Source organism: Methanobacterium subterraneum (genome assembly GCF_002813695.1).
GTDB lineage: Archaea > Methanobacteriota > Methanobacteria > Methanobacteriales > Methanobacteriaceae > Methanobacterium > Methanobacterium subterraneum.
This window is the reverse complement of the sequence record NZ_CP017768.1, coordinates 1,491,584-1,515,114: the sequence shown is the minus strand read 5'-3', so window position 1 is coordinate 1,515,114 and position 23,531 is coordinate 1,491,584. Positions and strand designations below refer to the sequence as shown.

At 40.8% G+C, this 23,531-nt stretch carries 25 protein-coding genes; 13 read left to right on the top strand and 12 right to left on the bottom strand.

The genetic code is table 11. The features are described from left to right. Positions 1-69 precede the first annotated feature (69 nt). A complete protein-coding gene (locus tag BK009_RS07310; RefSeq protein WP_100909321.1) occupies positions 70-858 on the bottom strand; it encodes an ATP-binding protein in 789 nt (262 codons plus the stop codon). 477 nt (positions 859-1,335) lie between these two features. Here BK009_RS07310 and rplJ point away from each other — a divergent pair, with 477 nt between their 5' ends. The 4 genes from rplJ (at position 1,336) to BK009_RS07290 (ending at position 5,891) form a co-directional block, all read left to right on the top strand. Beyond that, positions 1,336-1,818, top strand: coding sequence for a 50S ribosomal protein L16 (gene rplJ, locus BK009_RS07305; protein ID WP_100905622.1), 483 nt, complete (start codon positions 1,336-1,338; stop codon positions 1,816-1,818). Positions 1,819-1,867: 49 nt separating this feature from the next. Continuing rightward, complete coding sequence (gene ppsA, locus BK009_RS07300; protein WP_100909320.1) at positions 1,868-4,159, top strand: phosphoenolpyruvate synthase; 2,292 nt, start codon at positions 1,868-1,870, stop codon at positions 4,157-4,159. 72 nt (positions 4,160-4,231) lie between these two features. Then, positions 4,232-5,386: a tyrosine decarboxylase MfnA gene (gene mfnA, locus BK009_RS07295; protein ID WP_100909319.1), complete on the top strand. Its 1,155-nt coding sequence runs from the start codon at positions 4,232-4,234 to the stop codon at positions 5,384-5,386. A gap of 10 nt (positions 5,387-5,396) precedes the next feature. Next, positions 5,397-5,891 (top strand): fumarate hydratase C-terminal domain-containing protein, encoded by a 495-nt coding sequence (locus BK009_RS07290; RefSeq protein ID WP_100906721.1) that lies wholly within the window; start codon positions 5,397-5,399, stop codon positions 5,889-5,891. Positions 5,892-6,055: 164 nt separating this feature from the next. Here BK009_RS07290 and upp read toward each other — a convergent pair whose 3' ends face one another. Continuing rightward, on the bottom strand, positions 6,056-6,691 hold the full coding sequence (gene upp, locus BK009_RS07285; RefSeq protein WP_100909318.1) for a uracil phosphoribosyltransferase: 636 nt from the start codon (positions 6,689-6,691) through the stop codon (positions 6,056-6,058). A gap of 155 nt (positions 6,692-6,846) precedes the next feature. Between upp and BK009_RS07280 the strand changes: the two genes are divergently transcribed. Next, positions 6,847-7,896, top strand: a complete 1,050-nt coding sequence (locus BK009_RS07280; protein ID WP_100909317.1) for a PQQ-dependent sugar dehydrogenase — start codon at positions 6,847-6,849, stop codon at positions 7,894-7,896. 53 nt (positions 7,897-7,949) lie between these two features. On the opposite strand, the gene BK009_RS07275 is transcribed toward BK009_RS07280, so the two are convergent. The 3 genes from BK009_RS07275 to BK009_RS07265 are packed head-to-tail and all read right to left on the bottom strand — an operon-like array spanning position 7,950 to position 9,758. Further along, positions 7,950-8,489 (bottom strand): tRNA (cytidine(56)-2'-O)-methyltransferase, encoded by a 540-nt coding sequence (locus BK009_RS07275; protein ID WP_100905627.1) that lies wholly within the window; start codon positions 8,487-8,489, stop codon positions 7,950-7,952. Beyond that, positions 8,490-9,308 (bottom strand): adenosylcobinamide-GDP ribazoletransferase, encoded by an 819-nt coding sequence (cobS, locus tag BK009_RS07270; protein ID WP_100907023.1) that lies wholly within the window; start codon positions 9,306-9,308, stop codon positions 8,490-8,492. Positions 9,309-9,311: 3 nt separating this feature from the next. Continuing rightward, positions 9,312-9,758 (bottom strand): phosphatidylglycerophosphatase A, encoded by a 447-nt coding sequence (locus tag BK009_RS07265; RefSeq protein ID WP_100909316.1) that lies wholly within the window; start codon positions 9,756-9,758, stop codon positions 9,312-9,314. A 337-nt stretch (positions 9,759-10,095) separates the two neighbouring features. On the opposite strand from BK009_RS07265, the gene BK009_RS07260 reads away from it, so the two are divergent. Both BK009_RS07260 and BK009_RS12495 read left to right on the top strand, forming a co-directional pair. Then, a complete protein-coding gene (locus BK009_RS07260; RefSeq protein WP_232728063.1) occupies positions 10,096-10,602 on the top strand; it encodes an MJ1244 family protein in 507 nt (168 codons plus the stop codon). Continuing rightward, positions 10,602-10,769 carry a hypothetical protein gene (locus BK009_RS12495; RefSeq protein WP_169923161.1) on the top strand — a complete coding sequence of 56 codons (168 nt, stop codon included), beginning with the start codon at positions 10,602-10,604 and terminating at the stop codon, positions 10,767-10,769. The genes BK009_RS07260 and BK009_RS12495 overlap by 1 nt, the downstream gene beginning before the upstream one ends. A gap of 138 nt (positions 10,770-10,907) precedes the next feature. On the opposite strand, the gene BK009_RS07255 is transcribed toward BK009_RS12495, so the two are convergent. After that, on the bottom strand, positions 10,908-11,351 hold the full coding sequence (locus tag BK009_RS07255) for an Hsp20/alpha crystallin family protein (protein WP_100905630.1): 444 nt from the start codon (positions 11,349-11,351) through the stop codon (positions 10,908-10,910). 231 nt (positions 11,352-11,582) lie between these two features. On the opposite strand from BK009_RS07255, the gene larC reads away from it, so the two are divergent. The 3 genes from larC (at position 11,583) to BK009_RS07240 (ending at position 13,950) form a co-directional block, all read left to right on the top strand. After that, positions 11,583-12,773: a nickel pincer cofactor biosynthesis protein LarC gene (gene larC / locus BK009_RS07250; protein ID WP_100905631.1), complete on the top strand. Its 1,191-nt coding sequence runs from the start codon at positions 11,583-11,585 to the stop codon at positions 12,771-12,773. 42 nt (positions 12,774-12,815) lie between these two features. Next, positions 12,816-13,505 (top strand): 7-cyano-7-deazaguanine synthase QueC, encoded by a 690-nt coding sequence (queC, locus tag BK009_RS07245; RefSeq protein WP_100905632.1) that lies wholly within the window; start codon positions 12,816-12,818, stop codon positions 13,503-13,505. A gap of 67 nt (positions 13,506-13,572) precedes the next feature. After that, positions 13,573-13,950, top strand: coding sequence for a roadblock/LC7 domain-containing protein (locus tag BK009_RS07240; protein WP_100909315.1), 378 nt, complete (start codon positions 13,573-13,575; stop codon positions 13,948-13,950). A 125-nt stretch (positions 13,951-14,075) separates the two neighbouring features. On the opposite strand, the gene oadA is transcribed toward BK009_RS07240, so the two are convergent. Next, positions 14,076-15,794: a sodium-extruding oxaloacetate decarboxylase subunit alpha gene (oadA, locus tag BK009_RS07235; RefSeq protein ID WP_100909314.1), complete on the bottom strand. Its 1,719-nt coding sequence runs from the start codon at positions 15,792-15,794 to the stop codon at positions 14,076-14,078. 454 nt (positions 15,795-16,248) lie between these two features. On the opposite strand from oadA, the gene BK009_RS07230 reads away from it, so the two are divergent. Next, positions 16,249-17,076 carry a caspase family protein gene (locus BK009_RS07230; protein ID WP_100905635.1) on the top strand — a complete coding sequence of 276 codons (828 nt, stop codon included), beginning with the start codon at positions 16,249-16,251 and terminating at the stop codon, positions 17,074-17,076. Between the two features lie 242 nt (positions 17,077-17,318). On the opposite strand, the gene BK009_RS07225 is transcribed toward BK009_RS07230, so the two are convergent. The 5 genes from BK009_RS07225 to BK009_RS07205 all read right to left on the bottom strand — a co-directional run bounded on the left by BK009_RS07225 (position 17,319) and on the right by BK009_RS07205 (position 21,235). Then, positions 17,319-18,422: an inositol-3-phosphate synthase gene (locus BK009_RS07225; protein ID WP_100905636.1), complete on the bottom strand. Its 1,104-nt coding sequence runs from the start codon at positions 18,420-18,422 to the stop codon at positions 17,319-17,321. A 227-nt stretch (positions 18,423-18,649) separates the two neighbouring features. Next, positions 18,650-19,090: a small multi-drug export protein gene (locus BK009_RS07220; protein WP_100905637.1), complete on the bottom strand. Its 441-nt coding sequence runs from the start codon at positions 19,088-19,090 to the stop codon at positions 18,650-18,652. 100 nt (positions 19,091-19,190) lie between these two features. Further along, entirely contained in the window at positions 19,191-19,481 is a 291-nt protein-coding gene (locus tag BK009_RS07215) for a DUF2769 domain-containing protein (RefSeq protein ID WP_100909313.1), read from the bottom strand. A 59-nt stretch (positions 19,482-19,540) separates the two neighbouring features. Next, positions 19,541-20,413 carry a hypothetical protein gene (locus tag BK009_RS07210; protein WP_236950966.1) on the bottom strand — a complete coding sequence of 291 codons (873 nt, stop codon included), beginning with the start codon at positions 20,411-20,413 and terminating at the stop codon, positions 19,541-19,543. A 432-nt stretch (positions 20,414-20,845) separates the two neighbouring features. Beyond that, positions 20,846-21,235, bottom strand: a complete 390-nt coding sequence (locus tag BK009_RS07205) for a Fur family transcriptional regulator (RefSeq protein WP_100905640.1) — start codon at positions 21,233-21,235, stop codon at positions 20,846-20,848. A 104-nt stretch (positions 21,236-21,339) separates the two neighbouring features. Here BK009_RS07205 and BK009_RS07200 point away from each other — a divergent pair, with 104 nt between their 5' ends. Both BK009_RS07200 and afpA read left to right on the top strand, forming a co-directional pair. Next, the gene (locus tag BK009_RS07200; protein ID WP_100905641.1) at positions 21,340-22,848 is read left to right on the top strand and encodes a catalase; all 1,509 of its coding nucleotides are present in this window, start codon (positions 21,340-21,342) and stop codon (positions 22,846-22,848) included. A gap of 106 nt (positions 22,849-22,954) precedes the next feature. Then, entirely contained in the window at positions 22,955-23,518 is a 564-nt protein-coding gene (gene afpA / locus BK009_RS07195; RefSeq protein ID WP_100905642.1) for an archaeoflavoprotein AfpA, read from the top strand. Positions 23,519-23,531: the final 13 nt, after the last annotated feature.

Below are 23,531 nucleotides of genomic sequence, written 5' to 3'. Positions count from 1 at the left end.
GATAACTGACATTCCTCCTCCAGTCCAACAACTAATAGAATTTCTATACTATCCAAACAACTAATCATGTTAATTAGAGGGAACATAATTAAAAATTTTTTCGGCAATTTTCTCAATGGACTGAAGCGCAACAGAATCCGAGTAATCTACCAGTGGATGCCCCTCCATATCTGCCTGAACAACCAGATCATCCCGGGGGATGCTGCCTAACACACTCACATCCATCTCCTTCAGCTTATCTTCCACAAACTTTTCTTCAGCTTCACTGGAAACCTTATTAATCACGGCAATTACGTTCTGGATACCAATATCTGTGGCTAATTTTTTAATCCGGCTGGCTGTCTCCAGAGATTTAAGCCCTGGTTCGGCAACTATGATCATAATATCCACTGCCTCTGCAGTACGTCTTCCCAAGTGTTCTATCCCTGCTTCCATATCCAGAATTACCATTTCATCTTTTTTAATTATCAAATTTCGTAAAATCGCCTTCAACATCACGGAAGCCGGGCACACACATCCATCTCCACCTTTATCAACAGTACCCATGACCAGGATTTTAAGACGTCCTTCTGGATCGTAATCGGTTGAAAGAGACTCTGGAAGGTCGGATATGGTTGGATTCATTTTGAACACTTCTCCAAATGATGAACCGGGTTCGGCACCAGTTCTTTCCTTTATAAGGTCTTTCATCTTGGATATGGGGGTTATTGAATTATGTATTCCCAGACTCCCTGCCAGGTTCATATCTGGATCAGCATCAATGGCATATACTCGGTATTTTTTGGACAAAATAACCGCCAAAGCACCCGCCAGTGTGGTTTTTCCCACCCCTCCCTTTCCAGTAACTGCGATTTTCATAAATTTCACCAATTCCATTCTTAAAATGAACTACAACTATGAAGATAAAAAATCTATGTTAAGCTATTTATGTTAGTCTGATATTATAAATTCATTGGGGAAAATAAATTCACTGATATTTAATGGAAATAAGAAGATAATTCCCAAAATTTCATTTAAGGCGGTTATAAATATTCATATTGGGTTCTTAGGATAAAAATTTATTAATACCTTTATGAATTATTTCCATGAATATTTTTAATATTCTGAATTTCAAATTATGAAAAACAACAATTTCGAGATTATACTCCTATTATTATAATATGGGTCAATTCCATTGATCATTTTATATATTATAATTCTCCAAACTAATTGTACTATTGATTTCTACCTGGTTGATTGATATCATATTCACCTTTCCAGGCCGAAAAATAACATTTATAGCTTTAATATTCACATTCAAGCTTTAAATAACATTTATACAAGGAGGAATAATAGATGGTAAGAGCATATACTAGAAAAGATTATATACGTAAAATTCCCGGCTCCAGAATTGTTCAATATGACATGGGAAACCTCTCTGGGGAATTCCCTATAACAGTGAGCTTGGCTCTTAAAGAAAAAGCCCAATTATCTCACAATGCTCTGGAAGCTGCCAGGATAGCTACCAACCGATACATGCAGCGAAAATCAGGTAGGATGGGTTACCACTTGAAGATAAGGGTTTACCCACACCACATTGTCAGGGAAAACCCAATGGCTACTGGTGCCGGTGCAGACCGTGTACAGGACGGTATGAGAAAAGCTTTCGGAAAACCAGTAAGCTCAGTAGCTCTGGTGAAAGCAAATCAAAAGGTTTTAACCATACGAACCAATAAAAAGAATTTCATTGATGCTAAAGATGCTCTCAGAAGAGCAGCTATGAAATTCCCAGTGTCCTGTAGGATAATCATTGATGAAGGGGCAGAATTAGTCAAATAAATACTATTAAACCAATAAATGTCAATAAAGTCCTAAGTGGGGTATGAGCATGGAGTATGTCGAATTTTTCGAGGAACTAAAAAAGGAAGATGTGGACATAGCTGGTGGAAAGGGAGCTAACCTGGGAGAACTAACCCAAGCAGGGATACCAGTACCCCCGGGGTTTGTGATAACCTCAGCAACCTACCAGAGGTTCATGGATGAAACTGGAATCACCCAGGAAATAATGGACATTCTTGATGCCCTGGATGTCAACAACAACAAAGAACTTCAGAAATCCGCCCGAGAAATAATCAAAATCATTACCGAGACTCCCATACCTGATGAAATCAGCAGTCTCATTATCGAGGCATACAATGCACTATGCCACCGCATAGGAAAAGAAAACGCTTTCGTTGCTATAAGATCATCGGCAACTGCTGAGGACCTGCCCGAAGCATCCTTCGCAGGTCAGCAGGACACCTACCTCAATGTTAAGGGTCCTGAAGATCTGATAAAATACGTCCGAAAATGCTGGGCATCCCTATTCGGAGCTAGAGCAATATTCTACCGGGAAGAAAACAACTTCGACCACTCCAAAGTATACATAGCAGTAGTGGTTCAGGAAATGGTTGATGCTGAAAAAGCAGGGGTAATGTTCACTGTACACCCCTCCACTGGAGAGGAAAAAATTCTCATTGAAGGAGCATGGGGTCTGGGAGAAGGAGTGGTATCCGGAACTGTAACCCCTGACACCTACTGGCTGGACAAAGCCACCGGACAACTTCTCCAGAAACAGGTCAGTGAGAAGAAAACCATGTTCCAGAAGAAGTCTGAAGACGGTCAGACAGTACAAATACCAGTACCAGATGATCTGAAAAACAAACAGGTTCTGGATGATGCCGAGTTAGCCCAACTGGTTGAACTAGGAAAGAAAATCCAGGAACACTACCAGTTCCCCCAGGATACAGAATGGGCCATTGAAAATGAAAAAATTTACATGCTACAATCCAGACCAGTAACCACCCTGGACATGTCCACCACCTCTGCAGAAGGTATAAGTCAGGGTGAACGGACTGTTATCACCAAAGGATTAGGTGCCAGCCCTGGAATGGCAGCTGGAACAGTTAAAATTATCAAAGACACTGATGAACTGGACAAAGTCCGGGAAGGAGACATCCTGGTTACAGTTATGACCACACCCGACATGGTACCTGCCATGAAACGGGCCAACGGAATCATCACTGACGAAGGTGGTGTAACCTGTCACGCCGCCATAGTATCCCGTGAACTGGGAATACCCTGTGTAGTGGGAACCGGAGATGCCACATCCATCCTCCCTGAAAACAGCCAGGTAACCCTGGATGGAAACAAGGGAATGGTCTGGGAAGGAAAACTGATGGAAACTGAGAAGAAATCAGAAATCAGCGAAGAACCCACTGTGGTATTGCAAGCACCACTCACTGTCACCGAGGTCAAAGTTAACGTAAGCATGGCTGAAGCAGCTAAAAAAGCCGCTGCAACCGGTGCAGATGGAGTAGGACTCCTTAGAACTGAACACATGATGCTCACCACTGGAGTGCATCCTAAAAAGTACATCCAGGAAGGTAACGAAGCAGAACTGATCCGAGTACTGGTGGAAAACATCCTCAAAGTAGCAGACAGTTTCTACCCCAAACCAGTGTGGTACCGAACCCTGGACGCTCCTACCGATGAATTCCAATCATTGGATGGTGGAGAAAACGAACCCTACGAACACAACCCCATGCTGGGATGGAGGGGAATACGCCGGGAACTGGACGAACCAGAGATCCTCTTAGCAGAATTTAAGGCAATTAAAAAACTCCATGAACAGGGATACACCAACATTGGGATCATGTTACCCCTGGTGCAGCACCCTGATGAGTTAAAACAGGCTAAAAAGATCGCCAGGCAGGCTGGACTAAAACCCCAGAAAAACATTGAATTTGGGGTTATGGTGGAAACACCAGCAGCAGCTCTAACCATTGAAGACTTCATAGCTGAGGGTATTGATTTTGTAAGTTTCGGGACCAACGATCTAACCCAGTACACCCTGGCCATTGACCGAAACAATGAAAACGTGGCTGATCTCTACTCAGAAAGCCATCCTGCAGTCTTAAAACTCATAGAACGAGTTATAATAGAGTGTAACAAGGCAGGAGTAAAAACTAGTATCTGCGGACAGGCTGGAAGCATTCCGAAAATAGTGGAAAAACTGGTGGAATTAGGTATAACCTCTGTATCAGCCAACACCGATGCTGTGGCAGCAGTACGTGAAACTGTGGCTAGAGTAGAGCAGAAACTCCTCCTCAAAGCTGCCAGGAAGATGATGCAGGAATAAAAAAATCTTCATTTTTTTTATTTTAAAACCATTACTCATTTTAAAATTATATTATTTTTTTAAGGGATGGAAATGGAAGACAAGGGAATACCCAAAGAGCAAATATACCAAATGCTCAGGAAATACAAAGAAAAAGATCTCACCCATCGTTCAGGCAGAATACTGGGATCAATGTGCACCTGCCCCCACCCAGTTGGAATCAGGGCCTATTCCATGTTCTTAGAATCAAACCTGGGAGATCCAGGACTTTTCCCAGGAACCAAAGCCATGGAAGATGAAGTCATCACCATGCTTGGTGGATTACTGGGAAAAAATAATGTCCATGGTCATATCATCACCGGGGGAACCGAAGCTAACCTCATGGCTATGAGAGCCGCCCGAAACATGAGAAGAATTAAAGATCCGGAGATAATAGTTCCCAGATCTGCACATTTCTCCTTCAAAAAAGCAGCAGACATGTTATGTCTTGATTTGAAGATGGCAGAATTGGATGAGAATTATCGGATGGATTTATCCTCAGTGGAAAAACTGATATCTGATAATACAGTAGCCATTGTGGGGGTGGCTGGAACCACGGAACTTGGAAAAATTGATCCAATCGAAGATATTTCCAAGATTTGCATGGAAAAAGATATCTACCTGCATGTGGACGCTGCCTTTGGAGGTTACAGCATACCTTTCCTCAAAGAAGCCGGATATGACTTACCTGAATTTGATTTCACTCTCCCAGGGGTCTCTTCTATAACTATAGATCCTCATAAAATGGGTCTAGCTCCTATCCCTACCGGTGGTATTCTTTTCAGAGAGCGAAAATACCTGGAGGCAATGGCCATTGAAACGCCATACCTTACCGAGGATCTCCAGTCAACCATAGTAGGCACCCGCACTGGGGCAGCCACAGCAGCTACCTGGGCCCTCTTAAAACATCTGGGAAAGGAAGGGTATCGGGAAGTTGCCACCTCATGTATGGAGATCACTTATAAATTGGCTGAAGGTGTTAAAGAAGCAGGATTTGAACTGGTAACAGAACCTGAACTGAACATTGTTCCTTTTTATTCACCTGACATTCCAGTAAAAGAAATTGCCCGAAGACTGGAGGCTAAAGGTTGGGCAGTATCACTGGCATCTTACCCTCAGGCCATAAGGGTCATTGTAATGCCTCACCTGAAAGAAGAACATATTGATTCCTTTTTAGAAGATCTTCGAACAATCAAGGGGATTAACTAAAATGGGAAATATTAAAGAAATAAACACTCCTATTACTGATTTGGACATTATGGAGTTACAAGTGGGGGATCGTATCACTCTCAAGGGTAACATTCTCACAGGTCGAGATGCAGCTTTACCTCGCATGGTGAAACTCTTAAAATGTGGCACGAGCCCGGTGGATGTTAAAGGTGCGGTGATCTTCCACACTGCAGTAAGCCCGGCAGGAATAGCACCAACCAGCAGCAACAAAACAGAAATAGAAACTAGTATTGCACCACTATCTGACGCAGGAGTGAAAATGCACATTGGAAAGGGAGAACTATCTCCAGAAACAGTAAAGGCATTGGAAAAAAATAAATCTGTTTTTGTGGTAACACCCCCAGCAGCCGCCCTCCTCACCAGTAAAATGACTTCCTCGAAGGTGGTTGCATTCCCTGAAGAGGGTATGGAAGCCCTGCACTGTCTAACAGTGAGGGATTTTCCAGGAATAGTGGCGGTAGCCCATGGAAAATCCATTTATTAGAAATTAAACATGGGTACTAAATAGACAACCTTATGGAAAAGGTTATTTCCTTTCCATTACTGTTTTCCTTTATAATGTGGTTTTTTTAGGCTCAGGTTTTAAAAGGTTAGTCTTTAAAAAAAGAAACAAAAAAAATACTTTTTTTGCAATATTAATTTGCTTTTTCAGGGTCCTGGCTTTCCAAAAGCCTTGTCCCCTGCATCACCCAATCCTGGAACGATGTAACCATCCTGGTTGAGTTCTTCGTCCACTGCACAGGTGTATATCTCCACATCCGGGTGTTCTCTCTCTACTCTTTCTATACCTGTTCTGGATGCAATTATATTGAGTAGCACCACTCTACGGGGAGTTCCCTTCTCATGGATCCGGTCTAAAATGGCGTTCATGGTGTTTCCAGTGGCCAGCATTGGATCAGCTATCACCAATATTTTATCATCCACAGGAGGAAGCTTGAAGTATCCCACCTCCACTGGGAATGGAGGTTCATCATTCCGGGAGGCACCCACCACACCATACTGGGCATTCCTGAAAACCCTCATAATCCCCTCAACCAGGGGGATTGCTGCCCTTAAGACACTCACCACTACAATATCATTTTTATCCTTTATCCGCATTCCTTTTGCAATTCCTAAAGGAGTTTGCACAGTTACATCCTCTTTTTCCAGAGTGTTGCTTAGTTCATAGGCTAACCAGCGTCCTATTTCGATTATTCCACCTCGGAAATGGATGCCATCTATTCCTTCCCTTCTGATCAGGGTGAGTTTTTCCTGTAACAGTAAGTGATCGACTAATTCTATCATATTTTACACCAAACCAGTTCCATTTTTTAAAGATTGCAATAAGTGATCGATTATCGGGATTAGTTTCCAGATCTAAATTCTATGTCTACAACTGAAAGATTTTCAATAAATTCATCTTACTTTATGGACATAAAAATAAATCGGGGGTGTAAGATATGAGGATCAAAATACTGGCCATAGCCATAATTCCATTGATTATTGTGGGAATTGTTGCTATTTTTGTTTTATTTATTCCTAAAGACATTAATGAAACTGGTTACAGTTCACAGCTAATGGCTGAAAACCTGGAAGTACCCTGGGCTCTAGACTTTCTACCTGATGATCGTATGATTTTCACCCAAAGGGGCGGAAAATTAAGTATATTGGATGGAAAGACAGTTAAAACTTTGGGGCAGGTAAATGTAACTCATAATAGTGAATCTGGTTTTCTGGGAATCGCAGTGGACCCTAACTTTAATTTAAACCATCACATCTATGTCTACTATTCACTTGGTGACTACAACCGCATATCTCGTTATAACTTAGAAGGAGAGCAAATTATCAATGAAACTGTTATTCTGGATAATATCCCAGGGGCAGCTATTCATGACGGGGGAAGATTGAAGTTCGGACCGGATGGGAAGCTTTATGCAACTACTGGTGACTCTGCCAATCCTGGCTTGGCTCAGGATACCAGTTCACTGGCCGGTAAGATATTACGCCTCAACACCGACGGTTCAATACCTGCTGATAATCCATTTGGTAACTATGTTTACAGTTACGGCCACCGGAATCCTCAGGGAATAACCTGGAGTCCCACGGGGATAATGTACGCCTCTGAACACGGGCAGAGTAAAAATGATGAGATCAACATCATAACCAGGGGAGGGAACTATGGATGGCCCACCTATGAAGGTAATAACACGGCAACAGGTTATATAATGCCCTTGAGGGCTTACACGGAACTGACTCTCGCTCCTTCAGGGATTGCCTATTATCAGGGTGCCCTTTACGTGGCTGGTCTCAGAGGCTCTCAATTAAGAAAAATCGCCCTATCTGGTGATGGGAAAAGTATAACTGGGGAGAAGGCTACTTTCACCCAGCTGGGAAGAATAAGGGAGGTGGTTGAACACAATGGATACCTTTACATCGCCACTTCCAATCGGGATGGTCGGGGAGTACCTCAGAGTGGGGATGACAGAATAATCAGAATCAAAATTGTTTAGGAAAAATCCTGTTCAGTAATCGAAAAGCGGGGACATGAACCTCTTATCCTTTATTATTCATCCCTATCTTTTATAAGAACATTTTTGCCCTTAACTGAGGGTATAATCTTCATATCTCCCTCTTCAAATTCCAAATCCAGTTCCTTTCCTTTATGTAACATATGAAGGAATATGGCCAGTGATGAAACCTCAGAATGGGGCTGGGTGGTCACCGAAACATTCCAGTCTGCTTCCTGGTATACTTTACTGGGAACTCTTGAACCGCCCACCACTACCAGTTTATCCTTGGGGGATCTTCTTATTTTAGGAGTAACATCCTGCACCGGTTCACCATACATGGTTAGATGAATAATTTCTCCCCCATTATTTTTCCATTCATCCAAGAGATTTTCCCAACCCTTACGGTATTCTACCTTGAAATCTCCACCCCAGCGCTTAACTACGTCCCGAACATTTTCAATTAACTTTTTATCATGATCTCCACTTAAAAACACTCCCGAAGCTCCCAGTGCCCGGGCAGTGAGGCACACATGTGTGGTGATCCGTGCATCACGTTGCCAGCGATGATCTAATCGTAAAACTTTAACTTCCATTTAAACACTCCATGAAATGAATATAATCATGAATAGGAGGGATAACATCCTACCTATCTCATTTGATGCACCTAAAATATCTCCATTTGTCTGTTTAAAATTCCTTCTCGTGATGAGGACCATTAATAACCCTGAAGTAAGACCCCCTACTATCCCAATGATGCCGGTGTAGTTGAAGGCTAAAAATCCCAGAATAATGGTTAAGGCTACTGATCCAGTGAGAAGCTTCCAGTCCATATTGTGGATGAAGTACTGGCCAGTACCGTCCGCCAGTGGTTCGGAAAAGGTTGCACAACTTATCAGGCTGAGTTTAGCAGCTACTTCCGACACGAAAAAAGCAGGCAGTATATAAACTGCATTTAAGGAGGCAATGGATGTAACTGTTACCAGGGAAACCATTAAAAGCATGGCCAGACCACCGGTACCGATCCTTTTATCTCGCATGATTTCTATCTTTCTTTTTGGGTCTCCGTGGGCCATGAGGCCATCACCAAAGTCAACCAGACCATCCAGGTGATGGAAGCCAGTGAAACTAATGGCCAAACTGTAAATCAGTGCTGCAGATAAGAGTGGAGATAGATGTAGTTGATGGGTTAGTAACCAGCCAAAGCCTCCTGTAATAATTCCAATGAAAGCTCCAATTATTGGCCAGATAAAAGTGAACTTTGCCATTTCTGGGATGGTGCTGTGAATATTTAGGGGTAGTATGGTGGAGAAGGATACCAGTCCCAGAAAACCATACCCACCACTGGGGGGTTTATCAGGTTCTTTTCCCACATCAGAAAGTGGAACCTTTTCCGGGTAACTTTTTCGGGACATTTTTCATTCCTCGAAGATTTTGGACATGCAACCAGCAACCAGACCTGCGAAAACATCATCCAGCATAGGCCCTAGTGTCCCAATGATTCCTGGTTTTGCTTCATCATACCTTTTAAAGTTGAAGATAGCCTTGGTACCCGCAATCTGATTAGCAATAGCCATCCCTAGAACTTCATCTGAGTAGAGGTAGGCCGGATCATCATCCACGTCCACACCCTCAATCCGGTGATGAAGCAGATCTTCTTCAACACGAATACCAGCCACAATCAGTACTATAACATTAATATCTTTCAATGATTTTCGGATCTGACTTTCCAGTTTTATTTCAAGTTCTCTAGTCTTTTCTACGCCGGCCAGAAGTTCCAATCCCGCTTCCACCAGTTGTGGTACTTCCACCCCTGCTGCCCTCATAAAGTCATAAATCGAGCCAGATACGTTATTATCTCTCATTAAAACACCTTTAATCAATAATAAAATAATTATTGTCCTTAATATTCTACTCTATATAATAATTTATTATTATACTGGGTAGTCCACTAGCAATTCTTCTAATATTTGTAACTTCAACTTACATTCTTGTGGATTGTCATAAGGTCTAATCATTCTGGTAAATAAAATATCTTTTTGAAATATCAAAAAAAAAACGAATATTATTTAGAATATGATGACATAAATAACAGTGGAGAAAGAATTAATGAAATGGGAATGTGGAATATATTAGGGCCTTAATAGGATACAATCGATTAATGATCGTTTAAACATTGTTATCAATATATTTGGGGGTGTTATGTTGAAAGTCCATCTAAGAGTTTTTGTAGAGATAGAAAACCTGGGTAAAGCTATGAATGCCCTGGTTGAAGCTGGAATCACGGGATTTTATATCCTGGAATATAAAGGGATGTCTCCACAGGATTGGAAAGGGTTCTCCATTAAAGAAGACCCTAAGTCAGCCATTGGTCTTATCCAGGACTATGCCACTGACGCGGTGCTGGTCTGTAGTGTGGTGGAAGAGGATAAAACAGATAAAATAGTAGAATCAGTAATGCAAACACTGGAAGGTGAAAAATATACTATTTTAGAAGTTCCTATTCGCAGAATCATAGTCAATAATAAAAATCTGGAAAAAGAAAGGGCTGAAACATGGTTACTTGAGAAAGAAGTCCCATGTTTCTATTGTGGTGAAAACTCAGTTCAAAGAATAAGAATTGACATGAACAAGGCTAAGATATGGTGTACCAATTGTGGTGCAGCCCGTTATTACCTCATAAAAGGTGTGGAAAAGGAGGGAAACTGATGCCAGTTAAAAAATGGAAGCTGGAAAAGGGGGCTAATTGTTATAACTGTGGAGATGCTACCATCCCTGATATTGAAGTGGATGAATTTGACATAAAAATACGTTGCCGTGAATGTGGATTCAGCCGTTACTACACATTCCACATAGTAGATCTACCCCGCAAATGAATAATGGGATAAAAATTACTTTTTTTGATTTCAAATTCAATTCAGTACCATTTCATGCAGTAATGGGCATTTTAAGATAGTATTTATTTAAAAAAAGGAAAATAAGGATTTAAAAAAAGGAAAATAGGCAATGGCCTATTATTTAATTTCAACCTTGAAACTCTCAGTTTTTTCCTGTTTCGGGATTTCAACCTTTAGAACGCCATTTTCGAATTCTGCCTCAGCATCCTGGGGGATAACCTTTTTAGGAAGTCTAACAGTTCTTCTAATAACTCCCGATTTTCGATCATGAAGAGTCAGGTGGCGTCCACGGTTAATTTCCTGGGTTATGTCAAAATCTGCCTTAATACGGACCCTGGTTTCAGTAACATCCAGATCAATGTCTTCCTTCTTTATACCTGGTAGATCCACATGAACAATTACACTATCGTCTGTTTCAAGGATATCTTTCCCTGGGACGAAAGTGTAGTCAATAACAGATTTGCCGATGTCTTTGCTGATACCGTCAATGGCCTTGGCGGTATCTTCCATCATCTTCTCAACAAATCCCTTTTTATCTAAAATAGTCCTTTTCCTTTTCATTTATTTCACCTCATAGTTGTGAGTCAAACTCGTTTTTGAGTCAATTTATTATAGATGTTAACCAATTATATAAAATTTCCCAGAAAACACAAAAATAATGATAACCAAGGGATATAAAAGATTATAGGATGGATGAAATTAGGGCATAGATTCACTTTAAAACAGTACTTTCTAGGATAAAACATAGTATTCAACGTTAGTTCACTGTTCAAAGGTAAAGGAGGTAAATTCATGGTGGTAATTATAGATCCACAACAGGCAGGAATATCTGGTAACATGATTATAGGGGCCCTGATAAGTTTGGGTGCAGATATAGAGGCAGTGACAGAAATCATGGATTATTATGGTTCTTATTTTGGTAAAGTAATGGTTAATATAGAATTGGTTAATAAATCAGGAATTTCTGCTACCTTTGCTGATGTAAAATGTTCAGATCACCAGGCCATAGCTTACACCCATTTAATGGAAACATTAAATGAAATTGAGCATGAAAAAATCACACCTACAATTTTAGATTTTGCCAAAAAAGTTTTCCAAACACTGGGAATTGCAGAATCTCAGGTTCATGGTGTGGATCTTGATAAGATCCATTTCCATGAGGTGGGGGCAGCTGATGCTGTGGCAGATATAATGGGTGCATCATTCGCCTTCCACGATTTAGGCTTAGGTGAAGAGAAAGTTTATGGACTTCCCCCTTCCCTGGGGGGAGGTAGAATAAAGACTGATCACGGAAATCTCAGCGTTCCTGCACCGGCAACCCTGGAAATCCTTAAAAATGTGCCGGCAATGGGAGGTCCGGTGAACCATGAACTCACCACTCCCACTGGAGCTGCTTTACTGGTGAATATGGTTGATGAATTCACTGATTTTTATCCATTGATAACTAACAAAAACGTGGCATACGGGGCTGGAAAGTTGGATCTGGAATTTCCAAATGTTTTAAGGATTATTTCAGGCACTTCTCCCATTCCCACTGATAAAATCTCCATCTTAGAGACTAATCTGGATGATGTTACTGGGGAAGTGTTGGGTCACACAGTGGATCGGCTCATGGAAGAAGGAGCCCTTGACGTGACCATTATTCCAACTATTGCCAAAAAAAATAGACCTGCACATCTTTTAAGAGTGATAACCAAGTCAAATTTGGTTGATATTCTTTCCGAGACCATAATCCGTGAAACAGGGACTCTCGGTGTTAGAACAATTCCCTATGTCCACAGGAATATTGTCAGCAGGGAGATAGTACCAGTTAAGGTTGACTTTGAGGGTCAATCCTTGGAAGTCAGGGTTAAAGTAGCTAAAATCGGAGAAGAAATAGTTAACGTCACTGTTGAATATGAAGATGCTCGGAAAATTTCTGAAAAGTTAAAAATGCCCTTAAAAGATGTGATAAGGTTTATAAATCGAAATATAACTTTTTAAAACATATAATCGTTAAATATTATTATTGGGAGAATAAATTCCATGGAAAAAAGAAAAAAAGCCATATCGATCCTCTCAGGAGGTCTTGACTCTGCAGTTGCCACATCATTACTGGCTAAAGATTACGATGTGCATGCACTAACATTTGATTATGGTCAAAGGAGTGCAGAGATGGAAATAAAATCTTCAAGGACCATATGTGGAAAATTAGGCATTGAACACACAGTTATCCAACTTCCATGGTTAGCCCAAATAGGAGGCTCTGCCCTGACCAGTGAAGAGGAAGTCCCTGAGCTTTCCATGGACCAGCTGGATGATAAAGAGGTTTGTGATGAAACTGCCCGAAAGGTATGGGTTCCCGGTAGAAACGTTGTATTTTCATCCATAGCCTTATCATTTGCAGAGGCTGAAGGTGCAGAGAAGATCATTGTTGGCTGGGATCTGGAGGAAGCAGCCACATTCCCAGATAATTCTAAAGAATTCTTAAATGCATTTAATCATCTTTTAGACATTGGATCCCTTTATGATATTCAAATTGAAGCACCACTCATAGACCTCAATAAGAAGGATATTGTAAAATTGGGATATGAGGTGAAGGCACCTTTAGAACTCAGTTATTCCTGTTATAATGGGGGAAATGAGCATTGTGGGCTATGTGAATCTTGTATGCGCCGAAAACGGGCATTTATGGAAGCAAATATTAAGGATCAGGTGGAGTACTCAGAATATTGATTAAAAGTTAAAAAGGAGAATTAAATAAATATATAATGGTTATATTTTTTAATTAGGGGTTAATATCATGGTTGAAACTAAAAAGGAAATGTTAGACGCGGTTTTATCATCATTTTTGCAGGTGGGTCAGATAAAAGCCTGTGCCATTGTTTCCAAGGAAGGTTTACTTATCAGTTCCCGAACTCCTCCAGATGTTGATGCTCGAATATTTTCAGCACTCTGTTCAACCATCATGGGTGCTGCTGAAGCCGCTTCAACACAGATGAAAACAGGATCCGTGAGTGAAATTTCACTTAAAACAGAAAAAGGAAATATATTATTAATACCTGCCGGATCAAAGGCTATATTCACTGCTTTGACAGAAACTGAAGCTCAAATTGGTCTTATTCTTTTTGAAATGGAAGCAAAGGCCAAAGAGGTTGAAGAAATTCTTCCTGGTCCTTAAATTAAACTTCCTGGTCCCTAAATTTAATTTATTTCTTCTTCCTGCAAATGCTGTTGAAAATTAGATTTTTATTTTAATTGTGGATCAATTCCCTAACCATATGGCAAAAATAAAGAATGATGGTTTTATTTGATAACCATCAAGGTATCCCCTGTACCAACTGTATCACCTTCATCTACGAAGACATCCTGAACAGTTCCTGATTCAGGGGAGTGAATATCGTTTTCCATTTTCATGGCTTCCAGAACTGCAACTACATCCCCTTCTTTGACCTTGTCGCCTTTTTTCACCTTGAGCTTTAGAATCATCCCCTGCATGGAAGAGCTCACCCCACCTTCCATGGGTCCTGAAGGCTTGACTCCTTCGGTGGTTTCTATCTCTAAGTATCCAGTGGGAACTACCTTAACCTCAAAACTCTCACCATCCACATCCACCTGGTACTCGGTGGGTACTGCGGTAGGAGTACTGATAACATTCTCTGATTTTGGCGGGGCTAATGGTTCCTCTTCTGTTTCCCCTCTAAGAAATTTCGGAGCCACAGCAGGGTAAAGGGTAAATGTTAGCACATCTTCTTCTTTTTTGATGATCCCCATCTCTTCTCCTTTTACCCTGAATTTTTCAAGTTCTGGCTCTAGAAAATCGGCAGGACGGCAGGTTATGGGTTCCTCATCGCCAATGATTTTATGGGCAACCTCCGGGTCAACGGGTGCTGGTGGTCTTCCATAAAATCCTTTAAGGTACTCTTTAACTTCTTTAGAGACATTTTTGTACCTTTCTCCACCAAGAACATTCATTACAGCCTGGATACCTACAATCTGGCTGGTAGGGGTTACCAGGGGAGGATAGCCCAAGTCTTTTCGCACCCGTGGCACCTCAGAAAGAACATCCTCGTAACGGTCCAGTGCATTCTGTTCTTTAAGCTGTGAAACAAAGTTTGAGAGCATTCCTCCGGGGATCTGATATAATAAAACATCCGTATCCACCCTCTCGGTGATTGGATCAATAATTCCACTGTATTTTTCCCTTATTTCTTCGAAATACTTTTTAATCTGGTTTAAAAGCTTCAAATCCAACTCCGTATCAAAGGGGGTTTCTTTCAAAGCAGCAACCACACTTTCCGTTGGTGGTTGGGAAGCACCCCATGCTAGTGGAGATATGGCGGTGTCTAAAAGATCAACTCCTGCCTGACAAGCTGCATAATAACTCATGGGGGTCATACCACTGGTGCAGTGGCAGTGCAGGTTAATCAGAAGATCAGTTTCATCTTTAAGAGTTTTAACCAGTTCATAAGTATCATGTGGTGATATAAGTCCGGCCATATCCTTTATGACAAGAGAATCACATTCCAGGGCTTCCAGTTCCTTGGCAAGCTCCACATATTTTTCTATGGTGTGATAGGGGCTGGTAGTGTAACTTAATGTTGCCTGCACATGGGCTCCCTGTTCTTTGGCAACTTTAATGGATAGTTCCATGTTACGGATGTCATTCAATGCATCGAACACACGGAAAACATCCACACCATTTTCATATGATTTTTCAACGAATTTTCGCACCACATCATCGGGGTAGTGTTTGTAACCCACCAAGTTCTGCCCACGGAGTAGCATCTGCAGTGGAGTTTTTTTCACCAGTTCTTTAATGCTCCTTAACCTGTCCCAGGGATCCTCATTTAAGTAGCGGATGCAGGTATCAAAGGTGGCCCCTCCCCAACATTCCAGAGAGAAAAATCCTACTTTATCCATTTCCTCGGCAATGGGGAGCATGTCCCTGGTTCTCATTCTCGTAGCCAGGAGTGACTGGTGTGCATCTCTAAAAGCGGTTTCAATTAGCCTAATTTTCGTCATGATGACCCTCAAACTGCGATATAATTAATTATAAACTAGAATTTTAATGTCCTTATATACTTAGTGCGACCTTACTTATATCCTTACCTTAAAGGTGCGCAAAAGATGCAGGATCATATAAAAATTTATAGTATGATTCACATGCGCTTAGATAATATGATGTTAACCCTATTTTTTTATATTATTTAAAATTATGAAAATATTATATACAATACTGGCTATTATATTTATATATAATTAAAAACCAAATATTTGCCGTTATCATAATTATTAAAAGTCAAATAATTCTTTAAACAAAAAAATAGTTTAAATATTGTTTTATAATAGCAATATTTTATATAAAAAAGGTGTAGCAGATAAAAATTAATATTACTGCAGAGGGAAATCCACATTCAAAACTAATGGGGCATCGGAAATATAATTTATGAAAAAACTTAATTTGAGGTGAATATCTGTGACTGGTAAAAGAGCATTGTGTGTTGGAATAAATAATTTCAAATACTTTCCTTCAGCTGCATTGAGGGGTTGTGTGAATGATGCCAATGATATGGAAAATTTATTAAAGATATTATTTGAATTCCAATCAGATAACATAGTTAAACTCACAGATGCTAAGGCTACCAAGGCTAATATAATGAAGAATCTTCAAGAAATGTTAGTCGGAGCCAAATCAGGTAAATACAGTCACCTGGTATTTACCATGTCCAGTCATGGCACTCAGGTACCAGATTTAAGTGGAGATGAGTCCGATCGGGTGGATGAAGCCTTCTGCCCCTATGACTTAAAAGAAAAGCAAGATGAGTGGGATCCTGAACATATAATTGTGGATGATGAGCTACGGGACATGTTCATTCAACTTCCAGATGAGATAGTTCTGGAGGTCTTTCTGGATACCTGTCACAGTGGGACCGGACTCAAAGCAATCGACCTCATATGGGACAGGCAAACACGATACATACCACCACCATCCCTGGAAGCATTTAAAAGAGTTGATGGAAAAAGGCAAAGAGGTTTGAATAAAGCCCTCCTGGAGAAAGGAATGCGTCAACACATATTATGGGCTGCATGCCGTGCTGATCAGACCAGTGCCGATGCCAACATCGATGGGGACTGGCATGGTGCATTCACCTATTACTTCTGCAAGGAAATGAAAGCCAGCCAGAACAAACTCACCAGGAATGAAATACTGGAAAAAGTCAGAGAAGACCTTAAAGAAGCAGATTATACTCAGATACCCCAGTTGGAGTGTGAGGCTACGGTTAGGAATTGGAATATGGATTAGATTGGGGATATTGGATAATTTTTTTATTTATTAAAATTTTCCAATCTTTTTTCTAATTTTGATATTTTTTCCAAACACCATTTTTGCCTCTCAGGATCTTCCATATTCATAATGTCCTTGTAGCTCCATGGGATTGTAGGCGAAAAAGGCAACAATCATAGTAATATTCTAAAATTAAAAGGGAAAATCTGTAAATTTATAAAATTATAGAAAAAGGAAGGAATATTAAAAAAATAGGATTATTATCGTTCCCGTTCACCCGCAATAAACTCCTCCACCATCTGCACAGCCTCATCATCAGTGAACTGTTCCGGGGGGTGCTTCATGGTGTAAGCGCTGATGGATGTGAGTTGTCCTCCGATACCTCTTTCCAGTGCCAACTTACAGCACCTGATGGCATCTATAACACACCCTGCTGAGTTGGGTGAGTCTTCCACACTGAGACGGAGTTCGATGTTCATGGGTACGTCCCCAAAGGTTTTTCCCTCCATCCTGAGGAAGCAGAGTTTGTTATCCTTTTGCCAGGGCACGTAATCGGAGGGGCCGATGTGAATGTTTTCCGGATCCATCCTCTCTCCCAACACAGACTGCACTGCCTCCGTTTTTGATTCCTTTTTGGAATCCAACCGGTCACGGTTAAGCATGTTCAAAAAATCAGTGTTTCCACCGGTGTTTAGCTGATAAGTCCGTTCCAGTTCCACACCCCTATCTCGGAAAAGGTTGGCCAGGGTTCGGTGGGTAATGGTTGCCCCGATCTGGGCTTTAATATCATCTCCAACCATGGGTATTCCCTTTTCTTCAAAACGAGCAGACCATTCGGGGTCACTGACAATGAATACTGGCATGCAGTTAATGTATGCGCAACCGGCGTCCAGGGCACATTCTGCATAGAAACGGGCTGCCTTCTCTGATCCCACAGGGAGATAGTTTAAAAGGATTTCCGCTCCTGTATCCTGAAGTATTTTCACAATATCTTCTTTACCCTTTTCAGAGTCATCTGAAACTACAAATGTATGATTTTCAGGATATTCTGCCATGTGTGGAGCTACACCATCTAGAACACAGCCCATATCCACTTTCACACCACTTGGTTTAATATCTGGACAGAATACTGTGGTGCAGTTCGGTGGGGCGTAGATAGCTTCGTTTACGTCCATCCCAACCTTACGAGCGTCAATATCAAATGCAGCCACCACTTCTATATCTGATGGTTTGTATCCTTCAATTTCCCAGTGCATCAAGCCTATTGCTTCTTCTGGCTTTTTATCCGCATAGTAGTAAATACCCTGGATCAGTGAACTGGCACAATTGCCTATACCAATTATCGCTACCCTTATCTTTTCCAATTTAACACCTTCTAAAAAACATCAAATATCCACGTTAGTGATGTTTGATGTTACGATAAAATCAATACCCTCATTTTATGGTTCATAAGCTTAATTAACTTCTTCTGAGTGTAAAGTTAGCCTAATATACTATTAAATGTTTCGTCCAATCATCTATTAAAAGTTTGTGAATAGGAGTTTCAATGTTCTATTTATCTAGGAATTTAAAGCCTGGATTGTTTGAAATCTTATTTAATCATTTGTTCAAGGGTTAATATTCCCGTTGATCCGGCAACAGTTAATCCAATACTCCATAGGATAATTCCTATACTCATCCATATTATTAGGCTGTTTTTCTGAGCCCCTAATCCAATTCCCACCGCAGCACCCAGTGGAGCGCCAAAAATCAGGGGTGATAATAAGCCAAGACCTACTACTCCGTATTTATTCCACACCTTATACAACCGGGTTTCTTGTAAAGCATTTTCATCACCATATCTCCATTTCAGTAGACGAGTTCTTAAATTATCTCCCAGGATTGTAACAACAATCGCGGCCGTTATGGCGCCTGCTGAAGATACAATAGTGATTATTATTGGGTTTACCCCCATAACCAGCCCTAGGGGAATGGCCAGCCATAGTTCTACCAAGCTGGCTGTAAATATTATGATGATGGCTTCCAGACTCATATAATGATACTTATGACAACTCTAATAAAAAAGATCTTCTTCCACTAATTATGCGAATCATCAGTTCTTTAATATAAATGCATTTAATTAGTCATTGTTCTTATTTTTGTTCGGTTTCTGAGCCACGGTGGCAGTAAAAGTTGTTCATCATCCCAATCTGGTATTTCTGGGCCAGAGGGCAGGTAGGGCACAGGCAACCCAGTTCCATGTTAATGCAACCCTCACTTTTTCCGGTGATGCAGAAAACATTTTCATCCTTTTCTTTAGCACAATCATTATAGCTGGGGCAAATAGGGCAGACACAGTCCCCTTCTAATTCTTCAAGTGTCTTTAAACGTTTTTCTCCATCCAAATGATTCAGTTTGTCTATCAATTTTTCAAATGCATCCATGTTATCACCTTATACTTATATCTCTCTCTTCAAGATTTATTATTTTCAGTCATTAACTTCTAAGTCACGGTTATGGCTAAAAGTGAGAATATCCACCACAAAATTACCAGGATAAAAGTGGATATGAAGGGTAGTTTTTCTTTACCAGCATCCCGAGTTTTAGAATTAACTCTCCAGGTTAAAATGAGGATTATCATCAGTATAAGGCTGTTAAACAGTCCCAGTATATTCTTGGGGTTTTGATATATCACTCCGGCCCATACTAGGGTGGTTATTATGGTTCCAATCCACAGTAATGGTGTAAGTATACCTCCAACCAGGAAGGTGATGCTGGTGAGTTCATCAGATTTTCTGGATTTTACCATGAGAGTTAAAAGCGTCATGAGACTTCCCATGGCTAGTATAATTCCCAAAAACTCAAAAAATAATGTTGAAACCGGTTTACTGAAAAATTGCTCCTTTAAGAGGGGTAAGGTGAAAAGGGCGCTGATGGCTTCGTTGGCAGGGAAAGATTCTATTTTTCCAATGGCAATGGAATACTTACCTTGATTCTGGGTGTTAAAGACCCGGATGTTGTAGGTGCCAGCGGGAACGTTTAGGGTCGCTTCTGGTCCCTTAAGATAATAATCTCCTCCGAACTCCTCAAAATAAGGTGTCCAGGTGGAGTTTGTGCCGTTGAGAAACATAATCATCTCTCCCGAACTATCAGTGACCTCTGCAGACACCAGTTCACCACCTTGCCCGGGACTGGTGGGCACCAACAGGTTCACATATAACTGAAAGGGTTGTGGAGAGTGTATTTGATAATAAACAGGTTTCCCATCCAGTTCCCCGTAAAATGCCTTGGATATCTCAGGATCATCTACCATTATCGGATTTTCAATAGAAACCGAGGTTCCGATATCCAGGCGTGGTTGATGGGCGTTTGCCATGGAAATAGATACCAACAATAAAACAAATATTAATGCTATTAATCCCGAATTAATATTTGGAATTTTTAACATGTAATCTAATTCTGTTCATAATAACATTTAACTTTTCTGTATACTTAAAAAAAATTGTTAATATGCCTTGAAATGGATTTTAAACTTGTGTTATATTTTTTATTAATCTGAATCAAAATTCCGAGGGATTGAAATCTGCTGTCTAATAAAATGTGAGGAATCCTAAATTATATTCCATGTTTTTAGGTAAAATTTTGGGAAAATACGCTACTAAAGATCAAACTTTAAAGTATTGGCGGGATATGCAAAAGACTAGTATTATTAAAGATAATTCTGAATAAATGAATCAAAATGAAAATTATGATTCTGGGATCAAATATTAAATCCTATTTTGAATTCATACAAAGAAAACGAGTTATATTATTTCTCAACCAGTACTAACAATGATTTGATCTCAATACCTTCTTCTTCCTTTAAAATATTCATGATTTCATCTAACTTTTCATTGACTTTTTCATTTTTAATATCAATAATATCTTTATTGAATTCAGCCAGGTTTACATGGGGGTTCTGACTCATTTCATAGCGAGTTTCACCTTTATAATTGAAACTTCTTATAATTCCTCGTTGGACCAGCAGTTTAAGATTATCATGTACTGTGGAACGACTTACATTTGGTTGTGTCTCTTTAACAGCCTGGTAGATCCGGTTGAAGGAGGGGTGTGTTTCTTCCAGTTCTTTTAACTTTCTAATAAGTTCCCTTCTCTGGGGAGTAATTTTGATTTTTTCTTCTTTTAATTTCTCTTCCATAGACTAATGTTGGTGGAAATCCAATAAAAAACTATCGAACAAAAACTTATATAGAACCAAGTTCTATATAGAACCAAGTTTAATAATTTAATTGGGGGATTAAATTGAAAAACGAAAAACTAACCAGCAACAAGGGGCATCCAGTGCCCAATGACCAGGCATCCATAACCACGGGTGAAGGATCCAGTTACACCATGCTTCAGGATGTTAACCTCATAGAAAAACTGGCTCATTTTGACCGGGAACGGATACCTGAAAGGGTGGTACATGCCAAAGGAGCCGGGGCTTACGGATACTTTGAAGTAACCCATGACCTTTCTCAGTACACCCGGGCCAGGTTCCTATCGGAAATTGGAAAAAAAACTGAATTGTTCATCCGCTTTTCAACAGTAGGCGGCGAACGGGGTTCAGCCGACACGGCACGTGATCCACGTGGATTTGCAATCAAATTCTACACTGAAGAAGGAAACTACGACTTGGTGGGGAACAACACGCCCATTTTCTTTATTAGAGATGCTGTGAAATTCCCGGACTTCATCCATACCCAGAAAAGACACCCTAAAACCAACCTACCTGATGCGGACATGTTCTGGGACTTTTTATCACTAACTCCAGAATCAGTTCACCAGGTAACCATCCTTTTCTCAGACCGGGGAACACCTTACTCCTTCCGTTACATGGATGGATTCTCCAGCCACACCTACATGTGGTACAATGAGGAGAATGAGTACGTATGGGTTAAAGTTCATATAAAATCAGTGCTGGGCAATAAGACTTTCACCAATGATGAAGCAGTTCAAATGGCTGGGGAAAATCCTAACCATGCCACTGAAGACCTTTACGATGCAATAGAATCCGCTGATTATCCTGAGTGGAAAGTGTACGTTCAGATAATGAAACCAGAAGAGGCAGCTAACTACCAGTTCGATCCCTTCGACATAACCAAAGTATGGTACCATGCGGATTATCCACTGATCCCACTGGGTAAAATCGTGTTGAACCGTGCTCCCGAAAACTTCTTTGCTGAAGTGGAGCAGGCAGCATTCTCCCCCTCCAACTTCGTACCGGGAATAGGTCCCTCACCAGACAGACTACTCCAGGGAAGACTATTCTCTTATGAAGACACCCAGCGGCACAGGTTAGGTGCAAATTTCCACCAAATACCTGTAAACCGGGCTAAAAATTCTGAAATCGCCAATTACGAACGTGATGGTCCAATGAATGTGGATGATAATGGAGGATCCAGTCCCAACTATTATCCTAACTCAATGAACGGACCGGAACCAGATGCATCTTTCAGTCCTCCGGCCATAGAAGTGCAAGCAGTCATTGCAAGACACACCAGGCCAACTGGGGATGTTGATTTTGTCCAGGCCGGTGAACTCTACCGGAGGGTTCTGGATGATGAGGCTAAAACCAACCTGGTCTCCAATATCGTAGGACATTTGGTAGATGCTAAAGAAAATATACAGTACCGTCAAACTTCCCTATTCTACAAATGTGATGTGGAGTATGGAACCCGGGTTGCAGAAGGTATTGGGCTGGATGTTGGAAGGGTGAAAGAATTGGCAGAAATGACCCAAGGAGAAAGAGTGGAAGCAACCAAAATTTAAGATGGAGTCTATGGGGGATGTATCTCATGAATGGGGTGGTTTTCACCTCCTTGACTATTTTTATTTATTTTTCACAGCCATTGGAATGGGATAGAGGTGTTATGCAATGGTAAAAAAGAAAAAAATTGCTTGGGGAATTACCGGTGCCGGTGATAAAATACTGGAAACCATGAAGGTCATGGAGAAAATACGGTTGGAATTCGAGGATCAGGTGGACATTGAAGTATTCATCTCCAAATCCGGAGATCAGGTGGTGAAATATTATGGGATATCCAATGATATAGAAAGCAACTTTGACCGGGTTTGGGTTGAAATCAATGCCAATGCACCATTTTTAGCTGGTAATATCCAGTTAGGTAAATATGAATTCATGTTAGTTGCACCAGCCACCTCCAACACCGTGGCCAAGATCGCCATGCGAATGGGTGACACACTAATCTCCAACGCAGCCATAATGGGCCAAAAAGCTGATGTTCCCATCTACATATTACCTTCTGATGTTGAAGAGGGTGTTACTATCACCCAGCTTCCAGATGGGAAGGATCTGAAGATCACCATCCGCAAGGAAGATGTGGAACATGTGGAAAAACTGGCCAAGATGTATGAAACCTATATTATTAAGGATCCCCATGAACTGGTGGGAGTATTCAGGAAACATTTCCCGGAATAAAACCTTTTAAGAA

Bases quoted from the DNA above. Each gene is read 5' to 3' on its own strand.
- BK009_RS07310 (WP_100909321.1), bottom strand. From the start codon at position 858: ATGAAAATCGCAGTTACTGGAAAGGGAGGGGTGGGAAAAACCACACTG.
- rplJ (WP_100905622.1), top strand. From the start codon at position 1,336: ATGGTAAGAGCATATACTAGAAAAGATTATATACGTAAAATTCCCGGC.
- ppsA (WP_100909320.1), top strand. From the start codon at position 1,868: ATGGAGTATGTCGAATTTTTCGAGGAACTAAAAAAGGAAGATGTGGAC.
- mfnA (WP_100909319.1), top strand. From the start codon at position 4,232: ATGGAAGACAAGGGAATACCCAAAGAGCAAATATACCAAATGCTCAGG.
- upp (WP_100909318.1), bottom strand. From the start codon at position 6,691: ATGATAGAATTAGTCGATCACTTACTGTTACAGGAAAAACTCACCCTG.
- BK009_RS07280 (WP_100909317.1), top strand. From the start codon at position 6,847: ATGAGGATCAAAATACTGGCCATAGCCATAATTCCATTGATTATTGTG.
- BK009_RS07275 (WP_100905627.1), bottom strand. From the start codon at position 8,489: ATGGAAGTTAAAGTTTTACGATTAGATCATCGCTGGCAACGTGATGCA.
- cobS (WP_100907023.1), bottom strand. From the start codon at position 9,308: ATGTCCCGAAAAAGTTACCCGGAAAAGGTTCCACTTTCTGATGTGGGA.
- BK009_RS07265 (WP_100909316.1), bottom strand. From the start codon at position 9,758: ATGAGAGATAATAACGTATCTGGCTCGATTTATGACTTTATGAGGGCA.
- BK009_RS07260 (WP_232728063.1), top strand. From the start codon at position 10,096: ATGTTGAAAGTCCATCTAAGAGTTTTTGTAGAGATAGAAAACCTGGGT.
- BK009_RS12495 (WP_169923161.1), top strand. From the start codon at position 10,602: ATGCCAGTTAAAAAATGGAAGCTGGAAAAGGGGGCTAATTGTTATAAC.
- BK009_RS07255 (WP_100905630.1), bottom strand. From the start codon at position 11,351: ATGAAAAGGAAAAGGACTATTTTAGATAAAAAGGGATTTGTTGAGAAG.
- larC (WP_100905631.1), top strand. From the start codon at position 11,583: ATGGTGGTAATTATAGATCCACAACAGGCAGGAATATCTGGTAACATG.
- queC (WP_100905632.1), top strand. From the start codon at position 12,816: ATGGAAAAAAGAAAAAAAGCCATATCGATCCTCTCAGGAGGTCTTGAC.
- BK009_RS07240 (WP_100909315.1), top strand. From the start codon at position 13,573: ATGGTTGAAACTAAAAAGGAAATGTTAGACGCGGTTTTATCATCATTT.
- oadA (WP_100909314.1), bottom strand. From the start codon at position 15,794: ATGACGAAAATTAGGCTAATTGAAACCGCTTTTAGAGATGCACACCAG.
- BK009_RS07220 (WP_100905637.1), bottom strand. From the start codon at position 19,090: ATGAGTCTGGAAGCCATCATCATAATATTTACAGCCAGCTTGGTAGAA.
- BK009_RS07215 (WP_100909313.1), bottom strand. From the start codon at position 19,481: ATGGATGCATTTGAAAAATTGATAGACAAACTGAATCATTTGGATGGA.
- BK009_RS07210 (WP_236950966.1), bottom strand. From the start codon at position 20,413: ATGGCAAACGCCCATCAACCACGCCTGGATATCGGAACCTCGGTTTCT.
- BK009_RS07205 (WP_100905640.1), bottom strand. From the start codon at position 21,235: ATGGAAGAGAAATTAAAAGAAGAAAAAATCAAAATTACTCCCCAGAGA.
- afpA (WP_100905642.1), top strand. From the start codon at position 22,955: ATGGTAAAAAAGAAAAAAATTGCTTGGGGAATTACCGGTGCCGGTGAT.